The sequence below is a fragment of the Streptococcus parasanguinis genome (genome assembly GCF_001073155.1).
GTDB classification, from domain to species: Bacteria; Bacillota; Bacilli; order Lactobacillales; family Streptococcaceae; genus Streptococcus; species Streptococcus parasanguinis_D.
In genome coordinates this window covers 39,858-65,878 of sequence record NZ_JVEE01000026.1, presented here as the reverse complement: position 1 = coordinate 65,878, position 26,021 = coordinate 39,858, and the positions used below count along the sequence as shown (strand labels likewise).

23 protein-coding genes are annotated in these 26,021 nt (G+C 41.7%); 3 read left to right on the top strand and 20 right to left on the bottom strand.

What is annotated here, in order from left to right:
* Positions 1-99: 99 nt before the first annotated feature.
* From arcC to ADH92_RS03885, 12 genes are all read right to left on the bottom strand, one after another.
* The gene (arcC, locus tag ADH92_RS03940) at positions 100-1,044 is read right to left on the bottom strand and encodes a carbamate kinase (RefSeq protein WP_021152878.1); all 945 of its coding nucleotides are present in this window, start codon (positions 1,042-1,044) and stop codon (positions 100-102) included.
* Positions 1,045-1,129: 85 nt separating this feature from the next.
* A complete protein-coding gene (gene argF / locus ADH92_RS03935; protein WP_049497260.1) occupies positions 1,130-2,146 on the bottom strand; it encodes an ornithine carbamoyltransferase in 1,017 nt (338 codons plus the stop codon).
* A gap of 95 nt (positions 2,147-2,241) precedes the next feature.
* Positions 2,242-3,471, bottom strand: a complete 1,230-nt coding sequence (gene arcA, locus ADH92_RS03930) for an arginine deiminase (RefSeq protein ID WP_003006347.1) — start codon at positions 3,469-3,471, stop codon at positions 2,242-2,244.
* 236 nt (positions 3,472-3,707) lie between these two features.
* A complete protein-coding gene (locus ADH92_RS03925) occupies positions 3,708-4,397 on the bottom strand; it encodes a Crp/Fnr family transcriptional regulator (protein WP_024056304.1) in 690 nt (229 codons plus the stop codon).
* 159 nt (positions 4,398-4,556) lie between these two features.
* Positions 4,557-5,624 (bottom strand): serine hydrolase, encoded by a 1,068-nt coding sequence (locus ADH92_RS03920; protein WP_049497258.1) that lies wholly within the window; start codon positions 5,622-5,624, stop codon positions 4,557-4,559.
* Positions 5,625-5,722: 98 nt separating this feature from the next.
* Positions 5,723-7,195 (bottom strand): helicase HerA-like domain-containing protein, encoded by a 1,473-nt coding sequence (locus ADH92_RS03915; RefSeq protein ID WP_049497256.1) that lies wholly within the window; start codon positions 7,193-7,195, stop codon positions 5,723-5,725.
* 210 nt (positions 7,196-7,405) lie between these two features.
* Positions 7,406-8,011 carry a superoxide dismutase SodA gene (sodA, locus tag ADH92_RS03910; RefSeq protein ID WP_003006336.1) on the bottom strand — a complete coding sequence of 202 codons (606 nt, stop codon included), beginning with the start codon at positions 8,009-8,011 and terminating at the stop codon, positions 7,406-7,408.
* Positions 8,012-8,099: 88 nt separating this feature from the next.
* A complete protein-coding gene (gene holA, locus ADH92_RS03905) occupies positions 8,100-9,134 on the bottom strand; it encodes a DNA polymerase III subunit delta (RefSeq protein WP_049497253.1) in 1,035 nt (344 codons plus the stop codon).
* A gap of 23 nt (positions 9,135-9,157) precedes the next feature.
* Positions 9,158-9,760: a DUF805 domain-containing protein gene (locus ADH92_RS03900; RefSeq protein WP_003006331.1), complete on the bottom strand. Its 603-nt coding sequence runs from the start codon at positions 9,758-9,760 to the stop codon at positions 9,158-9,160.
* A 75-nt stretch (positions 9,761-9,835) separates the two neighbouring features.
* On the bottom strand, positions 9,836-12,082 hold the full coding sequence (locus ADH92_RS03895; RefSeq protein WP_049497251.1) for a DNA internalization-related competence protein ComEC/Rec2: 2,247 nt from the start codon (positions 12,080-12,082) through the stop codon (positions 9,836-9,838).
* A complete protein-coding gene (locus ADH92_RS03890; protein WP_049497249.1) occupies positions 12,063-12,731 on the bottom strand; it encodes a helix-hairpin-helix domain-containing protein in 669 nt (222 codons plus the stop codon). The genes ADH92_RS03895 and ADH92_RS03890 overlap by 20 nt, the downstream gene beginning before the upstream one ends.
* A 66-nt stretch (positions 12,732-12,797) precedes the next feature.
* Positions 12,798-13,544, bottom strand: a complete 747-nt coding sequence (locus tag ADH92_RS03885) for a lysophospholipid acyltransferase family protein (RefSeq protein WP_003006324.1) — start codon at positions 13,542-13,544, stop codon at positions 12,798-12,800.
* A gap of 175 nt (positions 13,545-13,719) precedes the next feature.
* On the opposite strand from ADH92_RS03885, the gene ADH92_RS03880 reads away from it, so the two are divergent.
* The 3 genes from ADH92_RS03880 (at position 13,720) to ADH92_RS03870 (ending at position 17,139) form a co-directional block, all read left to right on the top strand.
* Positions 13,720-16,059: a cation-translocating P-type ATPase gene (locus ADH92_RS03880; protein ID WP_049497246.1), complete on the top strand. Its 2,340-nt coding sequence runs from the start codon at positions 13,720-13,722 to the stop codon at positions 16,057-16,059.
* Positions 16,060-16,139: 80 nt separating this feature from the next.
* Positions 16,140-16,886 carry a tRNA1(Val) (adenine(37)-N6)-methyltransferase gene (locus tag ADH92_RS03875; protein ID WP_049497244.1) on the top strand — a complete coding sequence of 249 codons (747 nt, stop codon included), beginning with the start codon at positions 16,140-16,142 and terminating at the stop codon, positions 16,884-16,886.
* A complete protein-coding gene (locus tag ADH92_RS03870; RefSeq protein ID WP_049472126.1) occupies positions 16,876-17,139 on the top strand; it encodes a GIY-YIG nuclease family protein in 264 nt (87 codons plus the stop codon). Before ADH92_RS03875 ends, ADH92_RS03870 begins: the two co-directional genes overlap by 11 nt.
* Positions 17,140-17,155: 16 nt before the next feature.
* Here ADH92_RS03870 and ADH92_RS03865 read toward each other — a convergent pair whose 3' ends face one another.
* The 8 genes from ADH92_RS03865 to ADH92_RS03830 all read right to left on the bottom strand — a co-directional run bounded on the left by ADH92_RS03865 (position 17,156) and on the right by ADH92_RS03830 (position 26,013).
* Positions 17,156-18,049 carry an aldose 1-epimerase family protein gene (locus tag ADH92_RS03865; protein ID WP_049497242.1) on the bottom strand — a complete coding sequence of 298 codons (894 nt, stop codon included), beginning with the start codon at positions 18,047-18,049 and terminating at the stop codon, positions 17,156-17,158.
* A gap of 351 nt (positions 18,050-18,400) precedes the next feature.
* Positions 18,401-19,972, bottom strand: a complete 1,572-nt coding sequence (cshA, locus tag ADH92_RS03860; protein WP_049497241.1) for a degradosome RNA helicase CshA — start codon at positions 19,970-19,972, stop codon at positions 18,401-18,403.
* A gap of 795 nt (positions 19,973-20,767) precedes the next feature.
* Complete coding sequence (locus ADH92_RS03855; protein ID WP_003006305.1) at positions 20,768-21,676, bottom strand: magnesium transporter CorA family protein; 909 nt, start codon at positions 21,674-21,676, stop codon at positions 20,768-20,770.
* A 41-nt stretch (positions 21,677-21,717) separates the two neighbouring features.
* Complete coding sequence (locus ADH92_RS03850) at positions 21,718-22,098, bottom strand: PH domain-containing protein (protein ID WP_004219989.1); 381 nt, start codon at positions 22,096-22,098, stop codon at positions 21,718-21,720.
* 78 nt (positions 22,099-22,176) lie between these two features.
* On the bottom strand, positions 22,177-23,724 hold the full coding sequence (locus tag ADH92_RS03845) for a peptide chain release factor 3 (RefSeq protein ID WP_049497239.1): 1,548 nt from the start codon (positions 23,722-23,724) through the stop codon (positions 22,177-22,179).
* A gap of 184 nt (positions 23,725-23,908) precedes the next feature.
* Positions 23,909-24,589, bottom strand: a complete 681-nt coding sequence (locus tag ADH92_RS03840; RefSeq protein ID WP_049497237.1) for a YwaF family protein — start codon at positions 24,587-24,589, stop codon at positions 23,909-23,911.
* A 13-nt stretch (positions 24,590-24,602) separates the two neighbouring features.
* On the bottom strand, positions 24,603-25,289 hold the full coding sequence (locus tag ADH92_RS03835) for a YwaF family protein (protein ID WP_049497235.1): 687 nt from the start codon (positions 25,287-25,289) through the stop codon (positions 24,603-24,605).
* A 28-nt stretch (positions 25,290-25,317) separates the two neighbouring features.
* A complete protein-coding gene (locus tag ADH92_RS03830) occupies positions 25,318-26,013 on the bottom strand; it encodes a YwaF family protein (RefSeq protein WP_049497233.1) in 696 nt (231 codons plus the stop codon).
* Positions 26,014-26,021: the final 8 nt, after the last annotated feature.

Genomic DNA, 26,021 nt, shown 5'->3' with positions numbered 1-26,021 from the left:
TGTGAGTGATGTTTTACAAGAGTCTCTTGTAAAACGCTTACCTATAGATTTATTCTATCACAATAAGCTTTAAAATACTAGTTTTTTCCTAATTTTTCATTAGTCTTTTTGGATGATTGTTCCACTTTCAGACTCAATCAAAGCGCCAAGGTTTTCAAGTGATGTAATAACTGCTTTTCCTTCTGGGCGACCATTGACGAAGGCAATGGCAGCTTCCACTTTAGGAAGCATGCTTCCTGGTGCAAATTGGTCTTGTTTGATGTATTCTTCCAATTGAGCCACATTCACATGTTCCAATTTTGCTTGGTCTGGTTTGTTGTAGTTCACAAAGACATAATCGACACCAGTCAAGACGATGAAGAGGTCTGCTTCTACTAATTCAGCCAAACGTTGAGAGGCAAAGTCTTTATCGATAACAGCTTCAACACCAGATAAGCTACCATCTGCTTCTTTCACAACTGGGATACCGCCACCACCGGCTGCCACAACGACTTGACCGTCGTTCAACAAAGTACGGATGGTATTGATTTCTTTGATATCCACTGGTTTTGGTGAAGCAACGACTTTACGCCAGCCACGCCCAGCATCTTCTTTGAAAGTTGCTCCTGATTTTTCAGCTTCTGCTTTTGCTTCTTCTTCTGAGTAGAATGGACCGATTGGTTTGCTGAGGTTGATAAAAGCTGGGTCGTTCTTATCAACAACGACTTGTGTCACAACAGAAGCCACGTCTTTTTCGATTCCTTCTTCAAGAAGAGCATTTTGAAGAGCATTTTGAAGCCAGTAGCCAATGCTTCCTTCGGTCATAGCAACTAATGAATCAAGTGGGAAAGCAGGGTTCTTTTCAGAGTTTGCTGCCAAGTGTTGGAGCAAGAGGTTCCCTACTTGAGGACCATTTCCGTGAGTGATGATCAAGTCATCCCCGTTTTTGATTAATTTGACTAAGTGTTTTGCTGTTTCTACAAGTGCTTCTTGTTGAGCTTGAGCAGAAGGATCAGATGAGAGAATAGCATTTCCTCCCAAAGCAACGACGATTTTTCTTGACATAAGTTATCCCTTTCTATAAAAAATAGGAGCAGGACTAAAGCTAGCAGTCCAGCCCCTATAGCTGTTGGTATACGGTTATAAAGTCTTAAACTTTTGGAATGTACAAGTTACCAAGAGTAGCTGCCATAACCGCTTTGATGGTGTGCATACGGTTTTCAGCTTGGTCAAAGTGACGAGCATATTTGCTGCGGAACACTTCGTCAGTAACTTCCATTTCTTCTACGCCGAATTTTTCAGCAACATCTTTACCGTAAACAGTGTTTGTATCGTGGAAGGCTGGCAAGCAGTGCAAGAAGATCAAATCTTCGTTATCAGCTTTCTTAATCAAATCCATGTTTACTTGGTAAGGTTTCAAAAGGGCAACACGTTCTGCAAATTTGTCTTCTTCACCCATTGATACCCAAACGTCAGTGTAAAGTACGTCTGCACCTTTCACTGCTTCGTCAGCATCTTCAGTGATCAAGATATGAGCGCCACTTTCTTTTGCGAATCCTTCTGCCAATTCAACAATTTCTTGTTCTGGGAAGAGTTCTTTTGGTGAGAAGATGTGTACGTTCACACCAAGGATAGCACCTGTTACAAGAAGGCTGTTTGCAACGTTGTTACGTCCGTCACCACAGTACACAAGTGTCAAACCTTCAAGGCGTCCAAAGTTTTCTTGAACAGTCAAGTAGTCTGCAAGCATTTGAGTTGGGTGCCATTCGTCAGTCAAACCATTCCATACTGGAACACCTGAGAATTCAGCCAATTCTTCAACCATACGTTGGCTGAAACCACGGAATTCAATACCATCAAACATACGTCCAAGAACTTTAGCAGTATCTTCTGTAGATTCTTTTTTACCAAGCTGGATGTCGTTTGCACCAAGGTATTCTGGGTGAGCACCAAGGTCGATGGCTGCAGTAGTGAAGGCTGCACGAGTACGAGTTGAAGTTTTTTCAAACAAAAGCGCAATGTTTTTACCAGCTAGGTAGCGGTGGTCAATGTTGCGTTTTTTAAGGTCTTTCAAGTGAGCTGAAAGTCCGATAAGGTATTCTAACTCTGCACGTGTAAAGTCTTTTTCTGCTAAAAAGCTACGTCCTTGGAATACTGAAGTTGTCATTAATTATCTCCTTTTATTATGCTTGATTGGATCCTGTCAACCAGTTTAGAGGGCTCAGTTTAGACACTGAGCCCGTCTAACCTATGGAAGGATGATTAGATTTCTTCACGTTCGAATGGCATTGACATACAACGAGGTCCACCACGACCGCGAACCAATTCACTTCCGCGGATCTTAATCAAACGAAGTCCGTATTCTTCTAATTTCTTGTTGGTAACAGTGTTACGGTCGTATACTACTACCACACCTGGTGCGATTGTAAGAGTATTTGATCCGTCGTTCCATTGTTCACGTGCAGCAGCAACGACGTTGCCACCTCCACATGGAATCAATGTAACTTTTTCAACACCAAGGTTTTCAGCAAGCAATTCAGCCAAATCACCTTTTTCTTCAACGATCTTCAATTGTTCGTTTTCATAAGTTACAGAGAAGACGCGAAGGTTACCTTGGATTTCTGGGTGGATTGTGAATTTATCGTAGTCCACCATTGTGAATACTGTATCCAAGTGCATGAATTTACGGTTGTTAGCAAATTCGAAGGCCAATACTTTCTTGAAGCCAACGTTCTTCTTGAAGATGTTTACCAACAATTTTTCGATTGATGCAGCATCAGTACGTTGTGAGATACCAACTGCCAATACATCTTTAGAAAGTACCAACTCATCTCCACCTTCGATACGAGTATCTTCTTCACGGTTGTAGACAAGTTCAACTTTTCCACCGTAAACAGGGTGGTATTTGAAGATGTATTTACCATACAAAGTTTCACGGTTACGTGTATCTGCGTACATGTGGTTCAATGATACTGCATTACCAATTGTTGCAAATGGGTCACGTGTGAAGTACAAGTTTGTCATTGGGTCGATAGCAAATGGATAGTCAGATTCAACAAGGTCTGTCAATCCTTTTGCTTCTTCAGGAATTTCTGGAAGTTCAGCTTTTTGAACCCCTTCCATTGTTTTTTCAACCAATTCTTGGTTGTCTTCAATGCTGTGAAGCAATTCACGGATCGCAATTTTTGTTTGGCGTCCACGAATGTTCGCTTCTTCAAGGTATTCTTCGATGAACTGATCGCGAATTTCTGGAGAAGTCAATGACTCAGCAGCCAACTGTTCAAGATAAAGTACTTCGATTCCTTCGTTACGAAGTGCTTCAGCAAATGCGTCGTGTTCTTTTTGAGCATCTTCCAAGAATGGAATATCATCAAAAAGAAGACGTTCAAGATAGTCAGGCATCAAGTTTTCCAACTCTTTACCTGGACGGTGCAAACAAACTTTTTTCAGTTTTCCAATTTCTGAGAAAACATGAATTGGGTGTGTAGACATCTATAGTCCTCCTTTTTTCTTTGAGCTTGTTCACAAGCTTATTACAATTGTTATTATATTCTTTATTGGTACCGCTTTCACAAAGGATTCTACTTTTTGAATGCAAAGAATTTGGCTTTTTTTTGAATCCTTCCTATTTTTTAGTTAATATGAAGCGTTTTCTTTGCATATTTTGCCTTTTATATTATTTTTATGAATATATATTTTTTTGTAAAAAATAAAAAAAGATCAACGAATTAGTTGATCTCTTCAAAACTTTTTAAAAAGTAGGCTGTATCTAGAAAAGTTAGTTGTTTTCTCTCATACTGGATCTTATGAGAATCGATGAGTTTCTTTAAAACTTGATTGACGGTTTCTCTAGTTGTGGCTGCTAATTTGGCCATTTCCTTCATACTAATTGGAAATGGAAGCTGATTTCCTAGACCTTCATAGTCCTTGCACAGAATGGCTAAGGATTGAATCACGCGCTCACTGGCACTAGCTGTCACGACATTGCGCAAGCGCAACTCTTGAAATTCTAGGATGGAGGAGAGCTTTCTCATAATAAAGAGCAACTGCTCCTTACTCTCTTGGGCATATAATTCATAGAGGTTGACGGGAATCACGAAACAACGCAAATCCGTCACCGCACTAGCTGTATAGTGGTAACGCTCATCCTGGAACATCCCACCATAAGGGAACAGAGCCCCCTTCTTAATATAATCCATATAGGAGAATTGGTCAGACGAATCAAATTGCTCAATACGAGCAAAGCCTTTTGTCAGAAGAAAAATGCGCTCCCGCCTATCTCCTGCATAAAATAAAATTTGTCCTTTAGGGATATCCCTGGCATGAATTTCAACAGCTAATTTATCAAATAGCTCCACTGGTAGCGCAGAAAAGGCTGGATGCGAGCGGAGCAACTGGTAATCTTCCTTTGTAATCATGTCTATACTTCCTCTTATTACTATTAGTAGTATAACATACTTTTTATAGAAAAGGGAAAGAAGTCTCTTTAGAACAGAAAAGTAATTCGAAACACCAAGTGAATTTCATCCTACTGTGATAGAATAAAAGGCCTGAGCAACCCTCAGACCTTTTGTCGATTATTCATTCATATTGACACGATGCCATTCATTGATAACATAAGCCAGTTGCCCTAATTGATAAAGACCAACGCCACTGATTTCAGAACTTTCTGGAGTCGTTCCACCCAGTCCTGCAGTATAGATGGCAACCAAATAAGGGGTCGATTCATGGACAATGGCATCCACATTGAGCGCTTCCGCAACATAGCCCGGTTTTTGTTGAATGACCAAATCTGGCAAGAATTTCTTATAGTACTCACCTGGGAAAGACTCCCCGATCAGTTCTAGTAAATCCGCATATTTTTCTTGATGATTCCAAAGATATTCCAAGACATGGATGTAATAATCCGTTGTCGTTTTATTATCTTCGCTAAAGGTTTTAACCTCTGGTGAACGAGATTGACCATAGCGACTGAACAACTTACGCGCTTGCTCCATCCCCCCTAAACGATCTGCCAAAGCATAGGCTGGGGTGTTTTCAGAGTAAACCAATGAATAGCGCTGCATATCAGGAATAGACATGGCTCCATCAAAGGCAGCAACGTAATTGTCATGCTCTCCTACATATTCATAGTAAGTATTGGTAATGTCAAACCGGTCTGTTAAATTGAGTTTGCCCTTTGCGACTTCATCCACCACCAACATGTTCAACGGTAGCTTATAGGTACTACCTGCCGTCATTGGTTGAAGATCATTCATGGCAAATTGCTCTCCTGTAATGGCATTGCGATACGTGAAGGCAACTTGTGACGGATCAATTCCACTTTCTGCTAGGAAATCCTGGACAACCTCTACCAACCCCTTATTAGCATAATCATAGACAAGGCCATAAGCACTCATCGTTTCCATGTCTGCATCGACCACTGCTTGCTTGGCTTCAGGAGATTTGACACGTGGTTTTTTCGTCTCAGGCGTAGACTTTTCTATATCTTTTTCTTTTGCTTCTTTTGTTTTCTTTTCTTTTTTTTCAATTGCTGATGCTGTTGGTTGCGTAACATGCAAGTAGCCCAGTGCGCTTGTTCCCCCTAAGCACAATAGAATACTGATCGCAATCATGATCGAGCGTAGATTAAAATATTTTTTCATACGAGATTAATTATAAAAGATTCTACTGAAAATAACAAGAATTATCAGAAATAGAAAACGATTTCTTTTTAAAAAGATTATTTCTTTTCATCAAAGGCTTATTTTCGTTTAAAGGAGCCCATAATTAGCTTAGCGATCTCACGCGCAATCGTCCGGAATAAGGAACTCAAGAAGGAATCTTTTGCCTTTTCAAGACTAGATTTTCTTGGACGACCTGGACTACGTTTTTGAGCTGCCTTATCTGCTGCAGCCTCTTCCTTTTCTGCTTCTTTTTGCTCTTTTTCTTTTGCTTCCTTGCTTGCTTTAGCTGCTAATTTTTCATAGGCAGATTCTCGATCAATCGTCGTCGCATACTTTTGATGGAAAGGCGATGTCGTGATCAAGGCCAATTGTTCACTCTCATTTAAGAGGTCAAAACTCGATTGAGGAGAGAGAATATAAGCACGCTCAACTACACTAGGCTGTCCCTTTTCATTGAGGAAAGAAACCAAGGCTTCCCCTGTCCCTAACTCTGTGATCACTGTTTCTGTATCAAAATCTGGATTTGGACGAAAACTTTGGGCAGCAACCTTAATTGCCTTCATTTCTTTTGGTGTATAAGCTCGAAGTGCATGCTGAACACGATTTCCAAGCTGTGCCAAAACAGATTCTGGAAGGTCTTGAGGATTTTGGGTAATAAAGTAAATCCCTACACCCTTAGAACGAATTAGGCGTACCACTTGCTCAACCTTCTCAAGAAAGAGCTTGCTTGCATCCTTAAAGAGAAGATGCGCTTCATCAAAGAAGAAGACCAATTTTGGCTTTTCAGGATCCCCAACCTCTGGAAGTGTTTCAAAAAGACGAGACAGCATCCAAATCAAAAAGGTTGAGTACAATTTTGGTGAATGAAAGAGCTTTGTAGCCGAAAGAATATTGATATAACCACGACCAGATGCATCGACTTGCATGAAGTCATTTAAATCAAGTGCGGGCTCTCCGAAAAATTGGTCTGCTCCTTCTTCTTCAAGAACCAAGAGACTTCTTTGGATGGCTCCGACAGATTGTTTGGTGATATTGCCATATTGGGCCGAATAGTCTGAGCTGTGTTCATAAACTTCCTTTAAAAGGCTTTGCAGGTCCTTCAAATCAATTAAAGGCCAATCTTTCTCTTGGGCTACTTTAAAGACAATTGCGAGAATTCCTGATTGGGTTTCATTCAAATCAAGCAGACGAGAAAGAAGCAATGACCCCATCCCTTCGACAGTCGCCCGAACAGGATGACCAGCTTGGCCGAAAACATCCCACAATCGAACTGGGAATGCTTGTGGCTCAAACGGTTCTGTGATCCCAAGAAGCTTATAGCGTTCTTCCAGTTTTGGCGTCCATTGCCCGGCTTTGGCTAAGCCAGATAAATCTCCCTTGATATCGGCTAGAAAGACCGGAATGCCTTCTTTGCTTAATTTTTCTGTTAGGACCTTGAGAGTAACCGTTTTTCCTGTTCCTGTTGCACCTGCAATCAAGCCATGACGATTCAACATCCGCAAATAGATAGGCGTCTCAACGGCTCCTTTGGTAATAGTAATACTAGTCATTTCATTTCTCCCTGAATGTTTCAGTTTTCATTTTAAGGTTTATCTTTTCCTTGCCTAGGCCCTTCAAACCAGGCTTCAGACAAGTAAGACACACTCCTACTAGTGTATCATTTTCCTGACCAAACGCAAGAAATTATACTCCGATTTTCCGGATGCACATAAAAAAATCTATAAGAGCCAATACATGCTCTTATAGATTCCTTCATTTTATTATTTTGCTGCTGCAAACAATTCATTAACTTTATTCCAGTTGATCACTGAGAAGAAAGCTTTGATGTAGTCAGGACGTACGTTACGGTATTTCACGTAGTAGGCATGTTCCCAAACATCCAAACCAAGGATTGGTGTTTTACCTTCAGAGATTGGTGTATCTTGGTTTGCTGTTGAAGTTACTTCGAGTTTGCCTTCTTTGTTAACAACCAACCATGCCCAGCCAGAACCAAAACGTGTCGTTGCTGCTGCTGTGAAGGCTGCTTTGAAGTCTTCAAATGAACCAAATGTAGCATCAATCGCTGCAGCAAGTTCTGCTGAAGGAGCTGTTTGTTCTGGAGTCATCAATTCCCAGAAAAGAGCGTGGTTCAAATGACCACCACCATTGTTGATCACAGCTTGGCGAATATCAGCTGGAATGGATTCAACATCAGCTAACAAGCTTTCAAGGTCTTCTCCAATTTCAGGATGTTTTTCAAGAGCTGCATTCACATTGTTTACATATGTTTGATGGTGTTTATCATGGTGCAAATGCATGGTTTCTTCATCGATATAAGGTTCCAATGCATCATAAGCATATGGTAATTCTGGTAAAATGATAGCCATTTTATGGTCCTCTTTTCTTTATTACTGACTTGATGATAACGTAAACAGCTAAATTATTCAACTAATCTGCTTGTGATTTCATTCATCGTTAGACGCTATTAGCTACTTTCAACAGGGCCAAATCAAATAAGTAGTCTTTTTCATATGTTCCACTTTTAATCGCATAATCCGTCTCGATGAAGGTCATCATAGCTTGCTTCAAAAAGGACAAGGAAAGCCTGCGGCTATCCCGTAAGGCAAACTTCACCTGATAAGGATTGACCTTGCGTCCTGACAACTCCGACAAGCTCGCTACAATTTGGCTTTCGGATTGACCTTCTTCTGAGAAAATTTTAACTTGAGAAAACATTCGGAATTGTCCCAACAAAATAGCGATCAATTTTATTTCATCTTCTCCTTGTAAGCGGAGATCCTTAACCAAATTCCGGGCTTGATCGATTTGGCGTTTGAGAATCATCTGTGTCAGATCAAAAATATTATCTTGCAAGGACTTTGGAACAACCTCCTCAATATCTTGGAGGGTAATCTGACCATCTTCTTTATAAGCCTGCAACAGAGCGAGATTCTTCTGTAACTCTCCAAAATCATAGCCAGATTTTAAGAGTAGCTGGTCCAAGGAATCGCCCACAAACTGTATGCCCAATTCTTGTGCCTGACTTGCAAAATAACACTTTAAATCTTGCTCTTTAGGAGATGTTGCTTCAATGATCTGGGCATCCCGTTTTAGGAGTTTGACTAAGCGACGCTTACTATCTAATTTTCCTTCTGCAAATATCACCAAACGGGTCGATTCAGAAGGATTTTCCAAATAGTTTTCAAATTGCTTCAGATCTTCATCGGTTAAATTGCGTTTCTTGGCAGTGGTCAAATCCAATAAGTGATCCAAAATCACAATTTTTTCATCTGCAAAAAAGGGAAGACTGACCAAATCCAGCTCGACTTCAGCATAGGAGGCTTCCTTCATATCAAAATAAGAATAATTCAAATCTGAGGGATCATAGCCTATTTTTTTTAAAATGTCTTTTTTTAACCATTCAAATTGACCTACATCCTCACCCGTCAAGACAAGAATAGGAGGCAGAGTTTGAACCGTCAGATGTTTAATGTCGGTAATTGCTTGCATGAAACTCTCTTATCTTTATCACTTTAGTGGATTTCGTGTTCAGCAGCCATTCTTTGTTCCAATGGTGGTTTTTCATCAGACAAATCAGGTGCTGCTACAAAATTAGGGATTTGCTCAAACGAGTTGCCTCCAAAGCTCCCCCCTGTCGCTGTGACCTGTGGTTCAGAAGCCACTCCCATAGGAGTTTCTACTGGTTGTGGGAAGGTGTTTTTCCCTGGAAGCATCATGAGAATCAAGAGAGAAATAACTGTAATCCCCCAAAGAAATAGGAAAATATCTAGCCCCGTCAACAAATAGAGCAGAACCGGACCAAGGTTCAAAAAGATCCAAGACCAATGGATTCCCGCATCCCGCAAGCGACGTACACAAATGGCTTGACTGGGTACCAAAATGAGGAAGTAAAAGAATGCTAAGAAAGCGAGCGCCCATAAACCTGTCTTAGAATGAACAGTTGAAAAATTGAGCGTTTCTTGAGCATTTTGATGGGATAAAGAGGTCACGATGTAAAAAACCCAAAGAGGCAAAGAAATCAGGGAATTCCAGAAAAAAGCTAGCCAAAAATGGGCCCGACTGGTCTTACTTGAAAAATCTGCATACTGTATCCAAAATTGCTTAAATGCGTTCATACGATTCTACCTTTACATTGATTTCACTTTCTATAATAGCAATTTTCAGCATAGAAAGCAAACCTCTCCTCGTCTCTAGCGGACCGTTTCTACCCTCCAATGGTCCCACCCAATCAAGCGAATCGCTCCCCTTTCATCGGTACGAAGGTAAGAAATAGAGCGTTCCTCTAGACGATCGAGCAATTCTTTATGGGGATGTTGGTAGCGATTTTTCTTTCCAACAGAGATCAAGGCCAACTGAGGATGTAACTGATCTAAAAACACATCACTAGAGGAACCTTTAGAACCGTGGTGGCCTACTTTCAAGACATCTACTTGTAATTGTGGATCGTTTTTCAATAGTTTTTTCTCTCCAGCTTCTTCCAAATCACCCGTGAACAAAAATCGTTTCTGAAAGAACTGCCCATAGAGGACAATCGAATCATCATTTTTACCATCCCCCACTTCATCAGGGGATAAGACTTCTAGATGATGATCAAAAATAGGTAGTTGATCTCCTCTCTGGACTACTTTAATCGGACTATGAAGCTGTTTCAATTTCTCTCGAAATTGAGAATTAGTTAGACTACCTGGACTGACATACACTTTTTTAACTGGGATTTGTTTGGCAACCTCCACCATATCGCCCATATGGTCCTGGTCTGTATGAGTCAAGACCAAAGCATCGAGTTTTCCAACACCACGACTCTTGAGATAGGGAATCAAGGTTTGATCCGCATTAGCAGATTGACTGCGCTCTTGCCACTTTTCTCCACTTTTAAAAGTGACACGTCCTCCGACATCAATCAATATGGTTCTTCCTTTCCAATCGCGTAAAAAGATACTATCTCCTTGACCGATATCCACCATGGTAATCTCATTTTCTAAAGGATGCTTGGTCCAACAAAAGATGAGTAGAATCATACCGATTAACAGGAAACGACGTTTTTTTTGCTTTCGAAGATCATACAAGATCCCTAAAAGAAGGAAGAGAGCGATCAGAGCTGGTCCCGTCGGCTGACCAAATACCAAAGGTAGCGACGTGAGCTTTGAAATCCAACGAATACACTCCTCTATAAGAAGAAAGAAACTGTTAAAAATTGTAAGGGGCTTTAGAATCGATAAGATAAATAGCACCGTTAAACCTGGAAGAAGGACAAGATCAAATAAGAAAGAAAAGAGGAAGGTTAAAGGGAGTGACCACGGTTGAAAGACACTAAAGTAATAGGTCAAAAGGGGCAAAATCCCCAGGCTAATCCATAAACTTTCCACTAGTAGCTTTTTCATTCCGGAATAAGAACTGGTATCTACCAAGGTCAAAATAAAGGCGTAGGCACAACTCAAAACCCCTCCAGCTGTCAGGAGAAACTTGGGCATGAGAAACATTAAGAGCATCAAGGTCATCGCCATATTCTCCATCCCTCGGATGCCCTTTTGAGAGAGGATCTTCTGCAAGAGACTGCGAACCACTGAAACAGAAAAACCTGTCATGCCAGCATAGACCAAAGAGATTGGAACCATCAAAATATCGACTGTTTCTTGCAAGATCCCTAGGCGTAAGAGAACTTTTCGGATCCCATTAATGAAAAAGCCGACCTGCATCCCAGATAAGGCGAATAAATGGATGATTCCCAAACTCGTGTAAAGCTGATCCATCTCTTCAAAATCCCTATCTAAATAACCAAAAAGAAGGCCGGTCATATACTGGTTCATCGGCTGTGGAAAGTGCTCCTTGCTCCAAACAATGGCTTGGCGCCTCCATTGAGATAGCCAGTCAAAAACATTCCACGTTTGGATGGGAACCGCAGATTGAATCGCTTCAATTTTTATTTGATAGTGAATTCCCTGTGTTTCCAAATAAGACCGGTAGTCAAATCCTCTAAAATTTCGTTGCGCTTCTGGTTCTTCTATAACACCTTTATATGTCAACTCCAGCAAGTGGGTTTGACTTTGCCACTGCTGTTTTTCTTTTTCTGATTTTAAAGTGTAGAAGACTTGATAGGTTCTTCCCTGATTTTTAGCACGAAAAGACAGGGCGTCCCCATTGATCTTGATGGTATCTGGAATCAGGCGTAAGTGGGATGGGGGCTGACTTTCTGCTTGTACTGGATGATCCTGTAGTCGCTGAAAGACAAAGAAGGCCGCAAAACAAAGGGATGCTAAACCAAGCCCTAGCAAACTTGAGCGATCCCCTTTATAGTGATGAACCGCTAAAATTCCCACTACTACTAGACCGATGATTGAAAGCCAAGATGGTTGATAGATACTAAAATACAGCCATAGGAGCAAAAAGGCGAGATGGACAAGCGAAAAAGGAAGGTCTTTAATCCACCGTGAAAGCATCTCTTAGTTTCTCCAGTGTTTTCTCTCCGATTCCTGAAACATTCTTCAGATCATCCACTGATCGAAAAGGACCATTTGCTTCGCGATAGGCGATAATATCCTGGGCACGTTTCTGGCCAATGCCTGATACGGTCTGGAGATCTGATTCGGTTGCTCGATTTAAATGGACCTTGCCTGTTTTTTCTGCTGGCGCTGACGAAGTTGCAGGACTTTCTGAACTTCCAAGTGCTGGAACATCCTCCCCTTCTTTAGCAACATAGATCACTGCTTCATCGGTGAGTTTTTGCGCCAAGTTGACCGATTGGCTATTGGCATCTGCTGTCATCCCGCCTGCCTTATAAATGGCATCGTGGACTCTGCTATTGGAGCGCAACTCATAGACACCTGGTTGTTTGACGGCTCCTTTGACATCGACCGTAATGATCTCAGGTGCATCAGACACAGAAGTCCCCGTCTTTTCTTCTTTGGAACTAGCGGTCTGCACCTTTTCTTTGCTCGAAGTTGAACTCGAAGACTGATAAAGATCCGGTATGGTGGATGCACTTGACTGAGGTCGATGAAAAAGAAAATACCCTCCAAGTAAGAGTCCGATAGCAGTAAGAGCTAAAAAGAGCTTATATTCTTTGATTTTTTCGATGATATCCTCCATAAGAAACCTCCTCTCACTTTTATTATTCGTAAAAATAAAAAAAACTGAGAAAAACTCTCAGCTTTTTTACTTATTTTTCCGATGTTTGTCTGGATCCCATACAAAGCTTGCTAGGTAACTAAAGAGCAAGGTCAAGATGCCAACGACTAAGACAAGGGGAATCAAAAGGATTTTTAACAAACGAATCAAGATAAAAGGTTTTGTTGGGGTGTTGATCGCTTGTGCTTCCGCATCCAAGCGATCAAACTCCTCCTGGATACGGCGGGCAACTTCTGCCACTCCTTCGTCATTCATCTTTTTAATATCTGAAATATCAATAGGATGTCCGAAGTTCATATCAATGCGTTCACCTGTTGCCAACCCTTTCAAGTCTCTTGGACCAGTATAAGTCACTGGCATGATACGGACCTTCGCCATTTTGGCAATGATGGCAACACCACCTTTGACGTCTTGAGAATGACGGCTTCCACTTGGGAACATAATCAAAGAACGGTTGCTCTTTTTCAGCATATTGACAGGATACTTAATGGCTTCTGCTCCCGGATTTTCACGGTCGATCGGAAATGCCCCACACATACGAATCCACCAGCCAAAAATACGATTGGTGAAGAGTTCTTTTTTCGCCATAAAGATAAACTGCTTTGGCTTGGTTGCAAAGGCCATATAGACCGGATCCCACCAAGTCCGGTGAGGGGATACCAAGATGTAGTTCTCTTCCCGATCTGGAATATTGTCCTTATGATGGTAATGGGCATTCCCATTTAAAACCCAAAGAATAAAGGCAACAAGGCCACGTAAATAGGTATAAAACATAGTTGTTCCTCAAATCCATTTCATTCGTCTCTCTACAAGATATTCCATCCTGTAAAAGGTTCTTTCTTATTATACCGTATCCTGATTTTGACCGCAAACCTTTTTTAGATAAAAATTGTCTCAGCGGACCGATTCTAGATAGTCTTTTTCTCAAAAAAATGATATCATATTGTCTATGGAAACTATTGATTTAAAGGGCTTGTCCCTCAGTGAAGTCCGCAAGAAAATGGATCGCGGACAAACCAATGATTTTACAACGAATACCAGTACCAGCACCTGGCAAATCATCAAGCGCAACGTCTTCACCTTGTTTAATACCTTAAACTTTGTGATTGCTGTGGCCTTGGCTGCTGTACAGGCCTGGAGCAATATGATCTTTTTTGCAGTCATTTGCTTCAATGCCATTACAGGGATCATGACCGAGATGCGCGCCAAGCGGATGATTGATAAGCTCAACCTCATGAGTCGTGAGCTAGTGACTGTCATTCGTGACGGGGAAAAAGATGCGATTCCACCAGAAAAGCTTGTTCTAGGTGATTTAATGCTCTTATCTTCGGGTGAGCAGATCCCTAGTGATGCCGAAGTCATGTCTGGTATTGCAGAAGCCAATGAGGCTATGCTGACTGGTGAGAGTGACCTGGTCTTAAAAGAAGTTGGTGATGAACTGCTTTCTGGTAGTTATATTGCCAGTGGTCAAGTCTATGCCCGTGTCAAGCGAGTTGGAGCAAACAACTATGCCAACAAACTGATGATGGAAGCTAAAACCTTGAAGCCTATCAATTCGCGTATTCTTTATAACTTAGCGAAAATTTCAAGCTTCACTGGTAAAATTATCATCCCATTTGGCCTTGCCCTCTTCTTTGAAGCATTGTTGATCAAGATGCTGCCGATCAAGGATTCTGTCGTGAATTCTTCCACAGCTCTCCTGGGAATGTTGCCAAAAGGAATCGCCCTTCTGACAGTTACGTCTCTCTTGACTGCTGTCATTAAGCTCGGCATGCGCAAGGTTCTTGTTCAAGAAATGTATTCAGTGGAAACCCTGGCGCGTGTGGATACCTTGTGTCTAGATAAGACCGGGACCATTACTCAAGGAAAGATGACAGTCGAAGCTCTCCATAGCTTATCCGAACATTTTTCTGAGGAAACGATCCAGGTCATCCTCTCTGCTTACATGCAAAATAGTGAGGACACCAATCCTACTGCTCAAGCTATTCGCAAGGCTTATGGAGAGTTGGAGCATGCTTATACTGCAGAAAACATTATTCCTTTCTCAAGTGATCGGAAATGGGGAGCTATGCATCTATCCAACCTCGGAACTGTCTTTCTCGGTGCTCCTGAAATGCTCCTTCAAGAAAATCCAACTGCTGTCGTCGAAGCACAAGGCCGTGGATCGCGCGTTCTCGTCTTAGCCCACAGTTCAGAACGGATCAGCATGCAGGAATTGAAACTACCTGAAAATCTTGAAGGGATTGCCGTTATTGAGATTACAGACCCCATTCGTGAAGGGGCTTCAGATACTCTTGAGTATTTGCGCTCTGAAGGCGTGGATCTTAAAATCATATCCGGTGACAACCCTGTAACAGTCTCTTATATCGCTCAACAAGCTGGCTTCAAAAATTATGAGAACTACGTCGATTGTTCAAAAATTTCTGATGATCAATTAGTGGATCAAGCAGAAGAAACAGCTATCTTTGGGCGCGTGTCTCCTCACCAGAAAAAACTGCTCATCCAAACCTTGAAAGCAGCTGGTCGAACGACAGCTATGACAGGAGATGGAGTCAATGATATCCTTGCTCTTCGTGAAGCAGACTGCTCCATCGTAATGGCTGAAGGAGATCCTGCAACCCGTCAAATTGCAAATATTGTTCTTTTGAACTCTGACTTTAATGATGTTCCAGAAATTCTATTCGAAGGTCGTCGTGTGGTCAATAACATTGGACGAATCGCTCCAATCTTCTTTATCAAAACGATCTATTCCTTCCTCTTGGCTATTATCTGTATCGCCAGTGCCCTTTTCTTCAACGTCAATTATTTGCTGATTTTCCCTTTCATCCCTATTCAAATCACCCTGATCGACCAATTCGTCGAAGGATTCCCACCATTTGTGTTGACCTTTGAACGCAATATCAAACCGGTTGAAAAACACTTCTTAAGACGTTCCCTTCTGTTAGCCTTACCAAGCGCCTTGATGGTCGTCTTTAGTGTCTTGTTCATTCGCCTTTGGGGAGCAAGCCATGGTTGGTCTGCAGCCGATATGTCTACTGTATCCTATTACTTACTTGGATCCATCGGTTTCCTATCCGTCATCCGTGCCTGCCTTCCACTAAATATCTGGCGAGCCCTCCTCATTCTCTTCTCTGTTGTAGGATTCTACGCATCTGCGGTCGTATTGAAAAACTTGATCGAGATTTCACTCCTTACAGCCACTACTTTCCCAGTTTATCTGGCATTGATGGCCATCTTTACAGGAGTCTTTATCCTCACAACGATTCTACAAAAATATGAATTTGATTAAAAAAAGTTGAGAGAAAAACTCTCAACTTTTTCTGTTCTGCCCACCTTTCCCCGAGCCTCTTTTCATGCTATAATAGAGCCATGACAGATATCGAATTAAAAGACGGCGAGCGCGTAAACCAACTCTTTTCAAGTGATGTAAAAATCATACAAAATCGGGAAGTTTTTAGTTACTCCGTGGATAGCGTCCTGCTCTCGCGTTTTCCAAAATTGCCCAAGCGAGGATTGATCGTGGATCTCTGCGCTGGAAATGGAGCTGTGGGACTATTTGCAAGTACCCGAACAGAGGCTCAGATCATTGGTGTCGAAATTCAGGAACGTTTGGCGGATATGGCTACCCGCTCGATTGCCCTCAATGGCTTGAACCAGCAAATATCCATGATCACCGATGACCTCAAGCATTTGCCTCAACATATCAAGGGGAGTAAGGTGGATATTATCCTCTGTAATCCCCCTTATTTCAAGGTTGATGAGCATTCCAATCTCAATGAGAGTGAACACTACCTCTTAGCCCGGCATGAAATTACCACCAATTTAGATGAGATTTGCCATGTGGCCCAGCGGGTTCTCAAATCAAATGGTCGCTTAGCGATGGTCCATCGTCCAGATCGCTTTTTGGATATCATCGAAACCATGAAGCGCTATAATCTTGCACCTAAGCGGATCCAGTTTGTCTATCCAAAAGTGACCAAAGAGGCGAATATGTTATTGATTGAGGCGATCAAGGATGGCTCACTGGATGGGTTAAAAATTCTGCCTCCTCTCTTTATTCACAATGAAGATGGCAGCTATACAGATGAGATTCATGAGATCTACTATGGAAACTAAGGCTTACATGTATGTTTTAGAGTGTGCGGATGGCTCTCTCTACACTGGCTATACCACTGATGTCGAAAAACGCCTGAAGACTCATAATGCTGGAAAAGGGGCCAAATACACACGGGCTCGCCTCCCCGTTAAACTTCTTTACAAAGAATCCTATCCAGATAAACCCTCTGCGATGTCTGCCGAAGCTCTCTTTAAAAAGAAATCGCGCCAGGCAAAGCTAAACTATATCAAAAAGAACCGTCGGACTCCATAGTCCAACGGTTTTTCAATTATAAAATGGTGATACGGTACTGATGACTCCGCGTCTCTTGAGGGTCCAACTGGATCACACCTTTTTTGTCTTCGAAGAAATCGCCCTCTTCTGCAGATGTGGAAATACCTGTCCAAGGCTCTAAGGCAATGAAGGGGCCCTTGTTATTAGTAGACCAAAGGACCAGATTTTCAAAATCTGCAAAATCAAATTCCAAACCTTTACCTGATTTTTTCGAGATCAGCTTCACAGATTTAGAGGTTAACTGATCTAAAATAATGGCATCTTTTTCAAATAGTTCATGTCGTAAAGGTAGGCTACGCTTATGATCAAAAAATGGCGTCCGCTGCAGGCGATCGACCAATCCAGTTTCTGTGAACAAGAGAGGGACGCTGCAGGTTTCTTCTTTTTCAAAAATCAACTCGTAGTCTTCATAGTCTTCATCTGCTAAAAGAGGACAATGAAAGGCTGGATGCCCTCCAATGAAATAAGGCATGACTTGATCAGACTCTAAATTTTGTACACGATAGGTGATGGTGATTTCTTTTCCTTGTAATTCATAAACGATTTCAACTCGAAAATGGTAGGGATAATTTTGCAGGCTCTCTTCGTTAGAGGTAATTTCAAAGACAAGACGATTGTCTGTTTGTTCTTTAAGCTCAAACTCTCTCTTCCTAATGAGACCGTGTCTTGGCAGCTGACCTGTCTTCACTCCATCTTTTAGATGATACTGTACTCGGCCATTACGAACGCTTCCGCAAATTGGAAACAAAACAGGCGCTTGTCCCGACCAATACTCCGGATCCCCTTGCCAGAGATATTCTACGCCTTCTTTATTACGAATGGAGCTCAATTCCCCTCCAAATGTCTTACATTGTACTTCTAGATCATCGTTTTTTAATGCAATCACCATGGACGACACCTCTTTATGATTAATATAGTTATTATATTCATTATAACCTTTTAGCTAAGATTGTCAATTTTTATCTTTTTCGTTAAAAATTTTAAAAATATAAGAAAAAAACCTTGACAAAGCTTAGAAATAATTGTAAACTTAATATGTTAACAGAAACATTCCGCTTTAGGAATCCGTTCTTTCTGTTTTCTGACTTTTTTAGGATGCTCCTTATCATGATACATTTTTCTAAAAGAGTCAGTTATCATTTAGGTCTCCTTATAAATATACAAGGGTTAACAGCTAGTTAACCCTTGTATTTTTGATTTTCATTAAAAAGACGGCCTATTGCTAGACCGTCTTTAGGACTTATTTATCCCCTTTATTGCGGATGACAAATCCATTTTTCTTTTCATTAGAAGTACGATGAGGACGTTTGTTGCCTTTACCTTCAAAGTCTCGGCTATTTTTATTGGACTTGCGTTTGAAATCACGGCGTCCACCTTCACGGTCATCTCTGCGATTTCGGTCACGGCGTTGGTCTCCACGACGGCCATTTCCACGGCCCCCTTTGCCTTTCCCACCAAAGCCACCACCGGATGGTTTAAATGGCAATGGTTTTTCACGCGCAATTTCAACTTCTGGAAGACTATCTGGATCTTGAACGGTCAAGCTTAAGATATACATAGCCAATTCTTCAGGAGTGAATTCTGCAGCCAATTTGCGAGCATCCTTACCAAACTTCTCGAAGTTAGTTCGGATTTTTTCATCCTCAAAGTCTCGCTCAATTTTCTTCAGCGCTACTTGTTTTTTCGCTTGGAAGGCTTCTGCTGCTGTTGCAGGTTTCATTCCCTTCATCCGCTTTTTAGTCAAGTTCTCAATGATTTGCAAATAGCCCATTTCATTTGGCGAAACAAAGGTAATGGATTGCCCTGTTTTCCCAGCACGACCTGTCCGTCCGATCCGGTGAACATAGCTTTCTGGATCTTGTGGAATATCGTAGTTGTAGACATGGGTCACACCTGAAATGTCCAACCCACGTGCCGCAACGTCCGTTGCCACCAAGACGTCCAAGTTCCCATTTTTAAAGTCACGAAGGACACGAAGACGTTTGTTTTGATCCAAATCTCCGTGAATCCCTTCTGCTCGGAAACCACGGATCTTCAAGCCACGCGTCAATTCATCGACCCGGCGTTTAGTCCGACCAAAGACAATGGCAAGCTCCGGTTGCTCGACATCCATCAATCGAGTCATGGTATCAAACTTTTCGCCTTCTTTGACACGAATATAGTATTGATCGACCAAGTCGGTGGTCAATTCTTTGGCCGCAATCTTAACGTGTTCGGGCTCTTTCATAAACTGAACACCAATGCGTTTAATGGCTTCTGGCATCGTTGCTGAAAAGAGCAAGGTTTGACGTGTTTCTGGAACACGGCTAATGATAGCTTCGATATCTTCCAAAAAGCCCATATTGAGCATTTCATCTGCTTCATCCAAGATCAAGGTTTCAATATGATCGAGTTTCAAGGCCTTGCGCTTGATCAAATCTAGCAAGCGTCCAGGGGTTCCCACAACGATATGAGCACCTGACTTCAAGGCTTTGATTTGCTTTTCAATGCTTGATCCACCATAGACAGAGCGGACTTTAACACCCTTGCTGCGTCCAAAACGGAAGAGTTCTTCCTGACTTTGAACCGCCAACTCACGCGTCGGAGCAATAACAAGGGCTTGGATTACTGTGTTATCGACATCAATCTTCTCCAAAGTTGGAAGACCGAAAGCGGCTGTTTTACCAGTCCCTGTTTGCGCTTGACCGATGACATCTTTTCCTTCAAGAGCCAACGGAATGGTTTGTTCCTGGATCGGGCTCGCTTCTACAAAGCCAGCTTTTTCGATTTCTGCTAATAATTCAGCAGATAAGTTAAATTCATTGAATTTCAATTCTTTCTTCTTTCTAAAAAGTGGTGCGAAGCCACTTTATCAAACTTCTTTCAATGCGAATACGCACTGATTGCATAGGAAGTCACCTTCCCGGTCACCTGTCGCAAGACTCATCTAAAGAAAAACTAGTCCGTCTGTTTAAGACTACATTTTCTTTAGAGAAAAATGTTTTGCGTCCTAACGGATGTTGTTGACTAGAATCGTTTTTTCAAACAAATAGGCAACATGATCCTATTTGCGGGAGTCTTCTTTCGAACAGAATCCTTCCATCTGTTCTGCCTCCCTAGCATTTCTCTCATACAAGTTTGCAACTTATCTAGTATAACACAATGGACGACCAAATGATAGTCAAAGGAGAATAATTTTATTTTTTAGGAAAAATTTTTAAAAACTTGAAAATAGTCAAGAGGGCAGTTTCCCCTAGATTTAGCTGACTTTCTTCTGACACCGTTCAAGAATCCCTTTAAATAGGAGTATAAAAACTTCGGAAAAACTTTTTTTGGTAGTTCTTGCGTTTTTACAAATAAATATGTATAATACAGTTAGTATCTAAAATATTTCTGTATAAAGAAATAGGATCATTTTATCTGATTCAACGATTTATTCTAAGTTCTGATTTATTTAGAACCACTCAGTACTATTAAATCTACTCCTACTATTTCCAAGAAGATTTTGTACAGTCAATGAACTATTCACACTGCCCCTTCTTTGGAGAGGAGGGCAGGTGTCTAGATGGTTCCTATTTCTCAGATTATTCTAGATACGAAGAGGCTCGGATTTCTCCAAGCCTCTTTTTTATCTTTGTTTCACAATCCACCGCATAACCTTTCCCAAAATGAGCCATAATATAAAGCTACATACGGATACATAAATCCAAGCATTGGGATCCTTTGTCATCGGAAGAGGGATATTCATTCCAAAGAAACCGGTGATAACGGCTAAAACCGCCAACAAGGCTTCAAAGATGGTTAGGGTTGTCAAGTTGTCATTCAAGTTGTTGTTTAGGATATTGTTGTAAGATCCTGACAACTGTTGCAAGACATTGGAAATCAACTCAGTCATCGAAGCCAACTGACGCGCTTCGATCATGGCATCATCAAACTGCTCTTTTTCAACATCATTCATCCTGCGATAAATGGCATGCGCTTTAATATGTTCTAGCAACATCCGATTTTGCTTGGCTGCTGCGACCAGATACACCATACCGGTCTCAAGGTCAGACAGGGCATAAAGATTCTTGGTCGTCGTTGTCTTTCGAAGCAAACGATTGAGTTCATCCTTGTGCTTATCTAAGCGATCAATAATCGGATAATAAGCATTACTGATCATTTCAAGACCTGCAAAAAGCAACTTATAGATCGACAACTCCCCATGGCTTTCCAAATAGCGAACCATTTGTTCAATGATATAGGCATTGTCCTGGTTACTGATGGTCACGAGTCGCGTATCTTGAACGATAAAGGTCATAGGGATGGTTTCGTAGTATTCCTTGTCCTTTTCTAAATCCAATACATTGTAGATAAATGTGATCGTACCGTTTTCTCGATTATAATCCATATGGGCACGTTCGTTCTTATCCATCGCGTACTCAATGGTTTCTTTGTCAATCTCGTATTTTTTATAAAGATATGAGTTTTCAGCAATCATATCCGAGTCGATATTGATCCATTTCCGATCTTGACCCAATTGTTTTTCGATAAACATTCCGTCTCCTTTCTCAACTGTTCTCTATCAAAATGATATTTTTATTTAAAAACTGCACTGGCTAATGCTTGCTGGATTTCAATGACGCTGCTGTCACTCTTGAATTGTAACACTTCTGAAGGCTCCACTGCAGAAGAGACCCAGATTTTTAATTCTGCATCCAAATCAAAATGACCAGATGTTTCCACTGAAAAACGAGAGATAGAACGATAAGGAAGGGATTTGTAGGACGTTTTCTTTCCTGTTACTCCTTGCTTATCCACCAAGATCAAACGAAACTCTGTAAAGACGATTAAATCACGAATCAAGCTAAAAGCAAGTGTAACTTGCTCTCCCGGCACCAAGATATCTTCTAGATCTCTTTCTACCTTATCGACATTTTTTTGAGAGGCATTGCCCATCAAACCACTTAATAATCCCATCATTTCTCCTTTATAAGCGAAAACGGGTAGTGTCCATTTTCGTATTTCTATTTTAATGAATCGGTTGTGAATTGTTTCTTAACCCATTTTTTCTTCCAGCTCAACGTCTGGATACTTGTCCGCAAACCAACGGAGGGCAAAATCATTTTCAAAGAGGAAGACAGGTTGGTCAAAGCGGTCCTTAGCCAAGATGTTTCGGCTTGAAGACATTCGTTCGTCTAAGTCTTCTGGTTTGATCCAGCGAACGGTCTTTTTACCCATTGGGCTCATGACCACTTCTGCATTGTATTCATTTTCCATCCGGTGTTTGAAGACTTCAAACTGCAATTGACCAACGGCACCCAACATGTATTCACCTGTTTGGTAGTTGGTATAGAGCTGGATAGCTCCTTCTTGCACCAATTGCTCAATCCCTTTGTGGAAGGATTTTTGCTTCATAACGTTCTTGGCAGATACCTTCATGAAGATTTCAGGCGTAAAGGTTGGCAGTGGTTCAAATTCGAACTTGTTTTTACCAACAGTCAGCGTATCTCCAACCTGATAAGTCCCTGTATCGTAGACCCCGATGATGTCTCCTGCTACGGCATTGCTGACATTCTCACGGCTTTCAGCCATAAACTGAGTGACATTAGAGAGTTTCGCTCCCTTACCAGTACGAGGCAGGTTGACACTCATCCCACGCTCAAATTCACCCGATACGATCCGTACAAAGGCAATCCGGTCACGGTGACGAGGGTCCATATTGGCTTGGATTTTAAAGACAAAGCCTGAGAAATCCTTGTCATAAGGATCGACCATTTCTCCATCGGTCTTCTTGTGGCCGTGTGGTTCTGGAGCAAACTTGAGGAAAGTCTCCAAGAAAGTCTGTACTCCAAAGTTGGTCAAAGCGGATCCGAAGAAGACTGGTGTTAATTCACCCGCAAGGATGGCTTCTTCTGAGAATTCATTTCCAGCTTCTTGCAAAAGTTCGATATCGTCTTTCACTTGCTCGTAGAATGGATTGTTGGCAAAGAGCTTGTCTCCATCTTCTAAACTCGCAAAACGTTCATCCCCTTTGTAGAGTTCCAAGTGTTGATTATAGAGGTCGTAAAGCCCCTCAAAGGCTTTCCCCATCCCGATCGGCCAGTTCATTGGATAACTCGCGATGCCCAAGACTTCTTCCAATTCTTGCAAGAGGTCCAGTGGCTCGCGACCGTCACGGTCCAGCTTATTCATAAAAGTGAAGACTGGAATCCCACGGTGTTTCACAACCTCAAACAATTTCTTGGTTTGGGCCTCGATACCCTTGGCAGAGTCTACGACCATAACCGCCGCATCCACAGCCATCAAGGTCCGGTAAGTATCTTCTGAGAAGTCCTCGTGCCCTGGGGTATCAAGGATATTGACCCGTTTTCCATCGTAGTCAAACTGCATGACAGATGAGGTTACCGAAATCCCACGTTGTTTCTCGATATCCATCCAGTCAGATTTAGCAAAGTTTCCTGTTTTCTTCCCTTTAACAGTACCGGCTTCCCGAATCTCTCCCCCAAAGTAGAGCAACTGCTCAGTAATTGTCGTTTTACCAGCATCCGGGTGGGAGATGATGGCAAAGGTACGGCGTTTTTTGATTTCTTCTTGTACGTTCATATTCCTAATTCTTTCTCTTCTTATTTTTTGATAAATTTACAAATTCATCTCTACATCGGATTTCTCCTCAATTTCTCTATCTGTCCTATTATAGCGAAAATAGGCACTTTTTTCAACGATGATTCTTCTTTGAGAGCAAAAAGAAAGACCAAAATCCATAGATTCTAGTCTTCTTCAATCATGGTTATTTTCTCAGTTTCACCCGCTCACTTCTGCGATTGAAGAACTGATTAAAGAGCAATAAAGCAAGGGCTAAAATACTGGATACAACCAGATAATTGAGCCATACCTTATCACCTCTCATAATCGGAGGGCGGGCCATCAAGCCATAATTTCCTCCCGTCAATTGATTGACTCCAACCAGGAATAAATCTAAGGCAAAGGTATAGAGAACAATCTGACTATTTTTTAAGAGGTTTCGATCATACCATCTCAAGAGATAAATCAAGGAATTGATCAGGAGACAGTAATGTCCGAGGAGGAAAGAAAAGCTCGTAATATGAGGGAAAGTGTAGGGATCAAAGACTGGATAGCCCAAAGCAAAGATGGCTCCACTCACTCCCATCAAGGCAAAGAACTGTTTGCTTTTCCAGCGGTCTGGTAAAAACAAGACCGCAAACATGGCCAAGCGGCAATGATAAAATGGTAAGCTATTGGACCAAGGAATGTGGTAGGCAAAATACCAAAGATACAAGCAAATTAACTGGAAGCCCTGTAAGTATTGAAAGCATTTGCGAAATTGCTCATTCTGATAATGGCGAAGTGACATCATGATCGCTGTCACAATTAACAAGACCATCAAACTATACCAAAGTGCTGAGATTGCTGGTGGTGCTGTTGATTCTGTAGTGAAAAAATGATGCATAAAGTCTCCTTATTTAAACAGATTCAGGTATTCTTCTTTTCTTACTGTACTGAACGATTGTATTGATGAAAATCAGTGTCCCCGTCATGAGAACTGTCACGATCAAATAGTTGAGCACAAGGCCATGGTCACCGATCACAGGAGGGCGACGCATAAAGCCGTAGTTCCCACCCGTTGCGAGATTCGCAAGCTGAATAATGGCATTGACCCCAAACGTCATCTGACAGATTTTCCAAACAGCCCCTTCTTCCACCTGGTAGGATTGAACCAGATAGATCAAACAGTTAGCCAAGAGAGCCCAGTGACCAAAGACATTGTTGATCGAGGAAACGTGAGGAAAAGGGTAGGGATAAAAAACGGGATGAACCAAGGCCATAATGGAGCCAAAGACTCCCACGAGAGCAAAATATTGTTTAAAGCTGCCCTTGGGCGCCAAAAGAATGATCCACATGGCCATCCGGCTATGATAGAAGGGAAGACTCTCTGAAAGAGGCAAGCGAGCAGCTAGATACCAAGAGTTGATGATGAGCAGCTGGATCAACTGCCCCCAATACCAAAAGGTTTGGTAGCTTTTGGAGTGAGCAAATCGAACGGACAGAACTCCCACCACTACCAAAGAAGTCGGCAATAAGAAATACCAGACCCCCAATTGAGGAGGGGATGTTGGTTGACTAGTGAAAAATAAGTTCCAAAGTGCCATGATTTCTTTCCCTCATCTACTCTTTTTTCTATTCCGAACGCGAAACAACAGTCTCTTCAGCCATCTTGTATTTGTAGCGCTGGTTGACCAAGCAAATACCAGCTACCATCACAATGCTGACCAAGAGGTAGTTCAAAAGAGCACCCTGGTCTCCAATGATTGGTGGACGTCGTAAGAAGCCGTAATCTCCTTTCGTCAAAAGGTTGACCAAGAAAATCAAGGCATTCATGCCAAAAGTAATCTTGAAAATTCTCAAGCTGTCTTGTTTTGCAGATTGATAATGATCCTGTAGGTAAATCAAACTATTGGCAAGCAAAGCCCAGTGACTAAAAATCAGATTGAGCACAGTAATATGAGGGAAAGGGAAGGGGTCAAAGGCCGGGTAAACCAAGGCCGCAATCGATCCTAGAACTCCCAACAAGGCAAAATATTGCTTGATATAGGTCCCTCTAGGTGCAAAGAGTATTGCAAGCATGGCCAAGCGACAATGATAAAAAGGCAAATTATCTGTCAAAGGCATGTGGGCTAGAATATACCAAGCATTGATGGTCAAGACTTGAATCAATTGTGCCCAGTACCAAAAGCGCTGGTAGCTTTTTGACTGCGCATACTTGATAGAAAAGTAGCCAACCACCAACAAGGAAACTGGTAGGAAAAAGTACCAGAGTCCAAACTCAGGCGGGGCTGATTTTTGGTTCGTAAACAATAAATCCCAAAGTGTCATTTTTATAT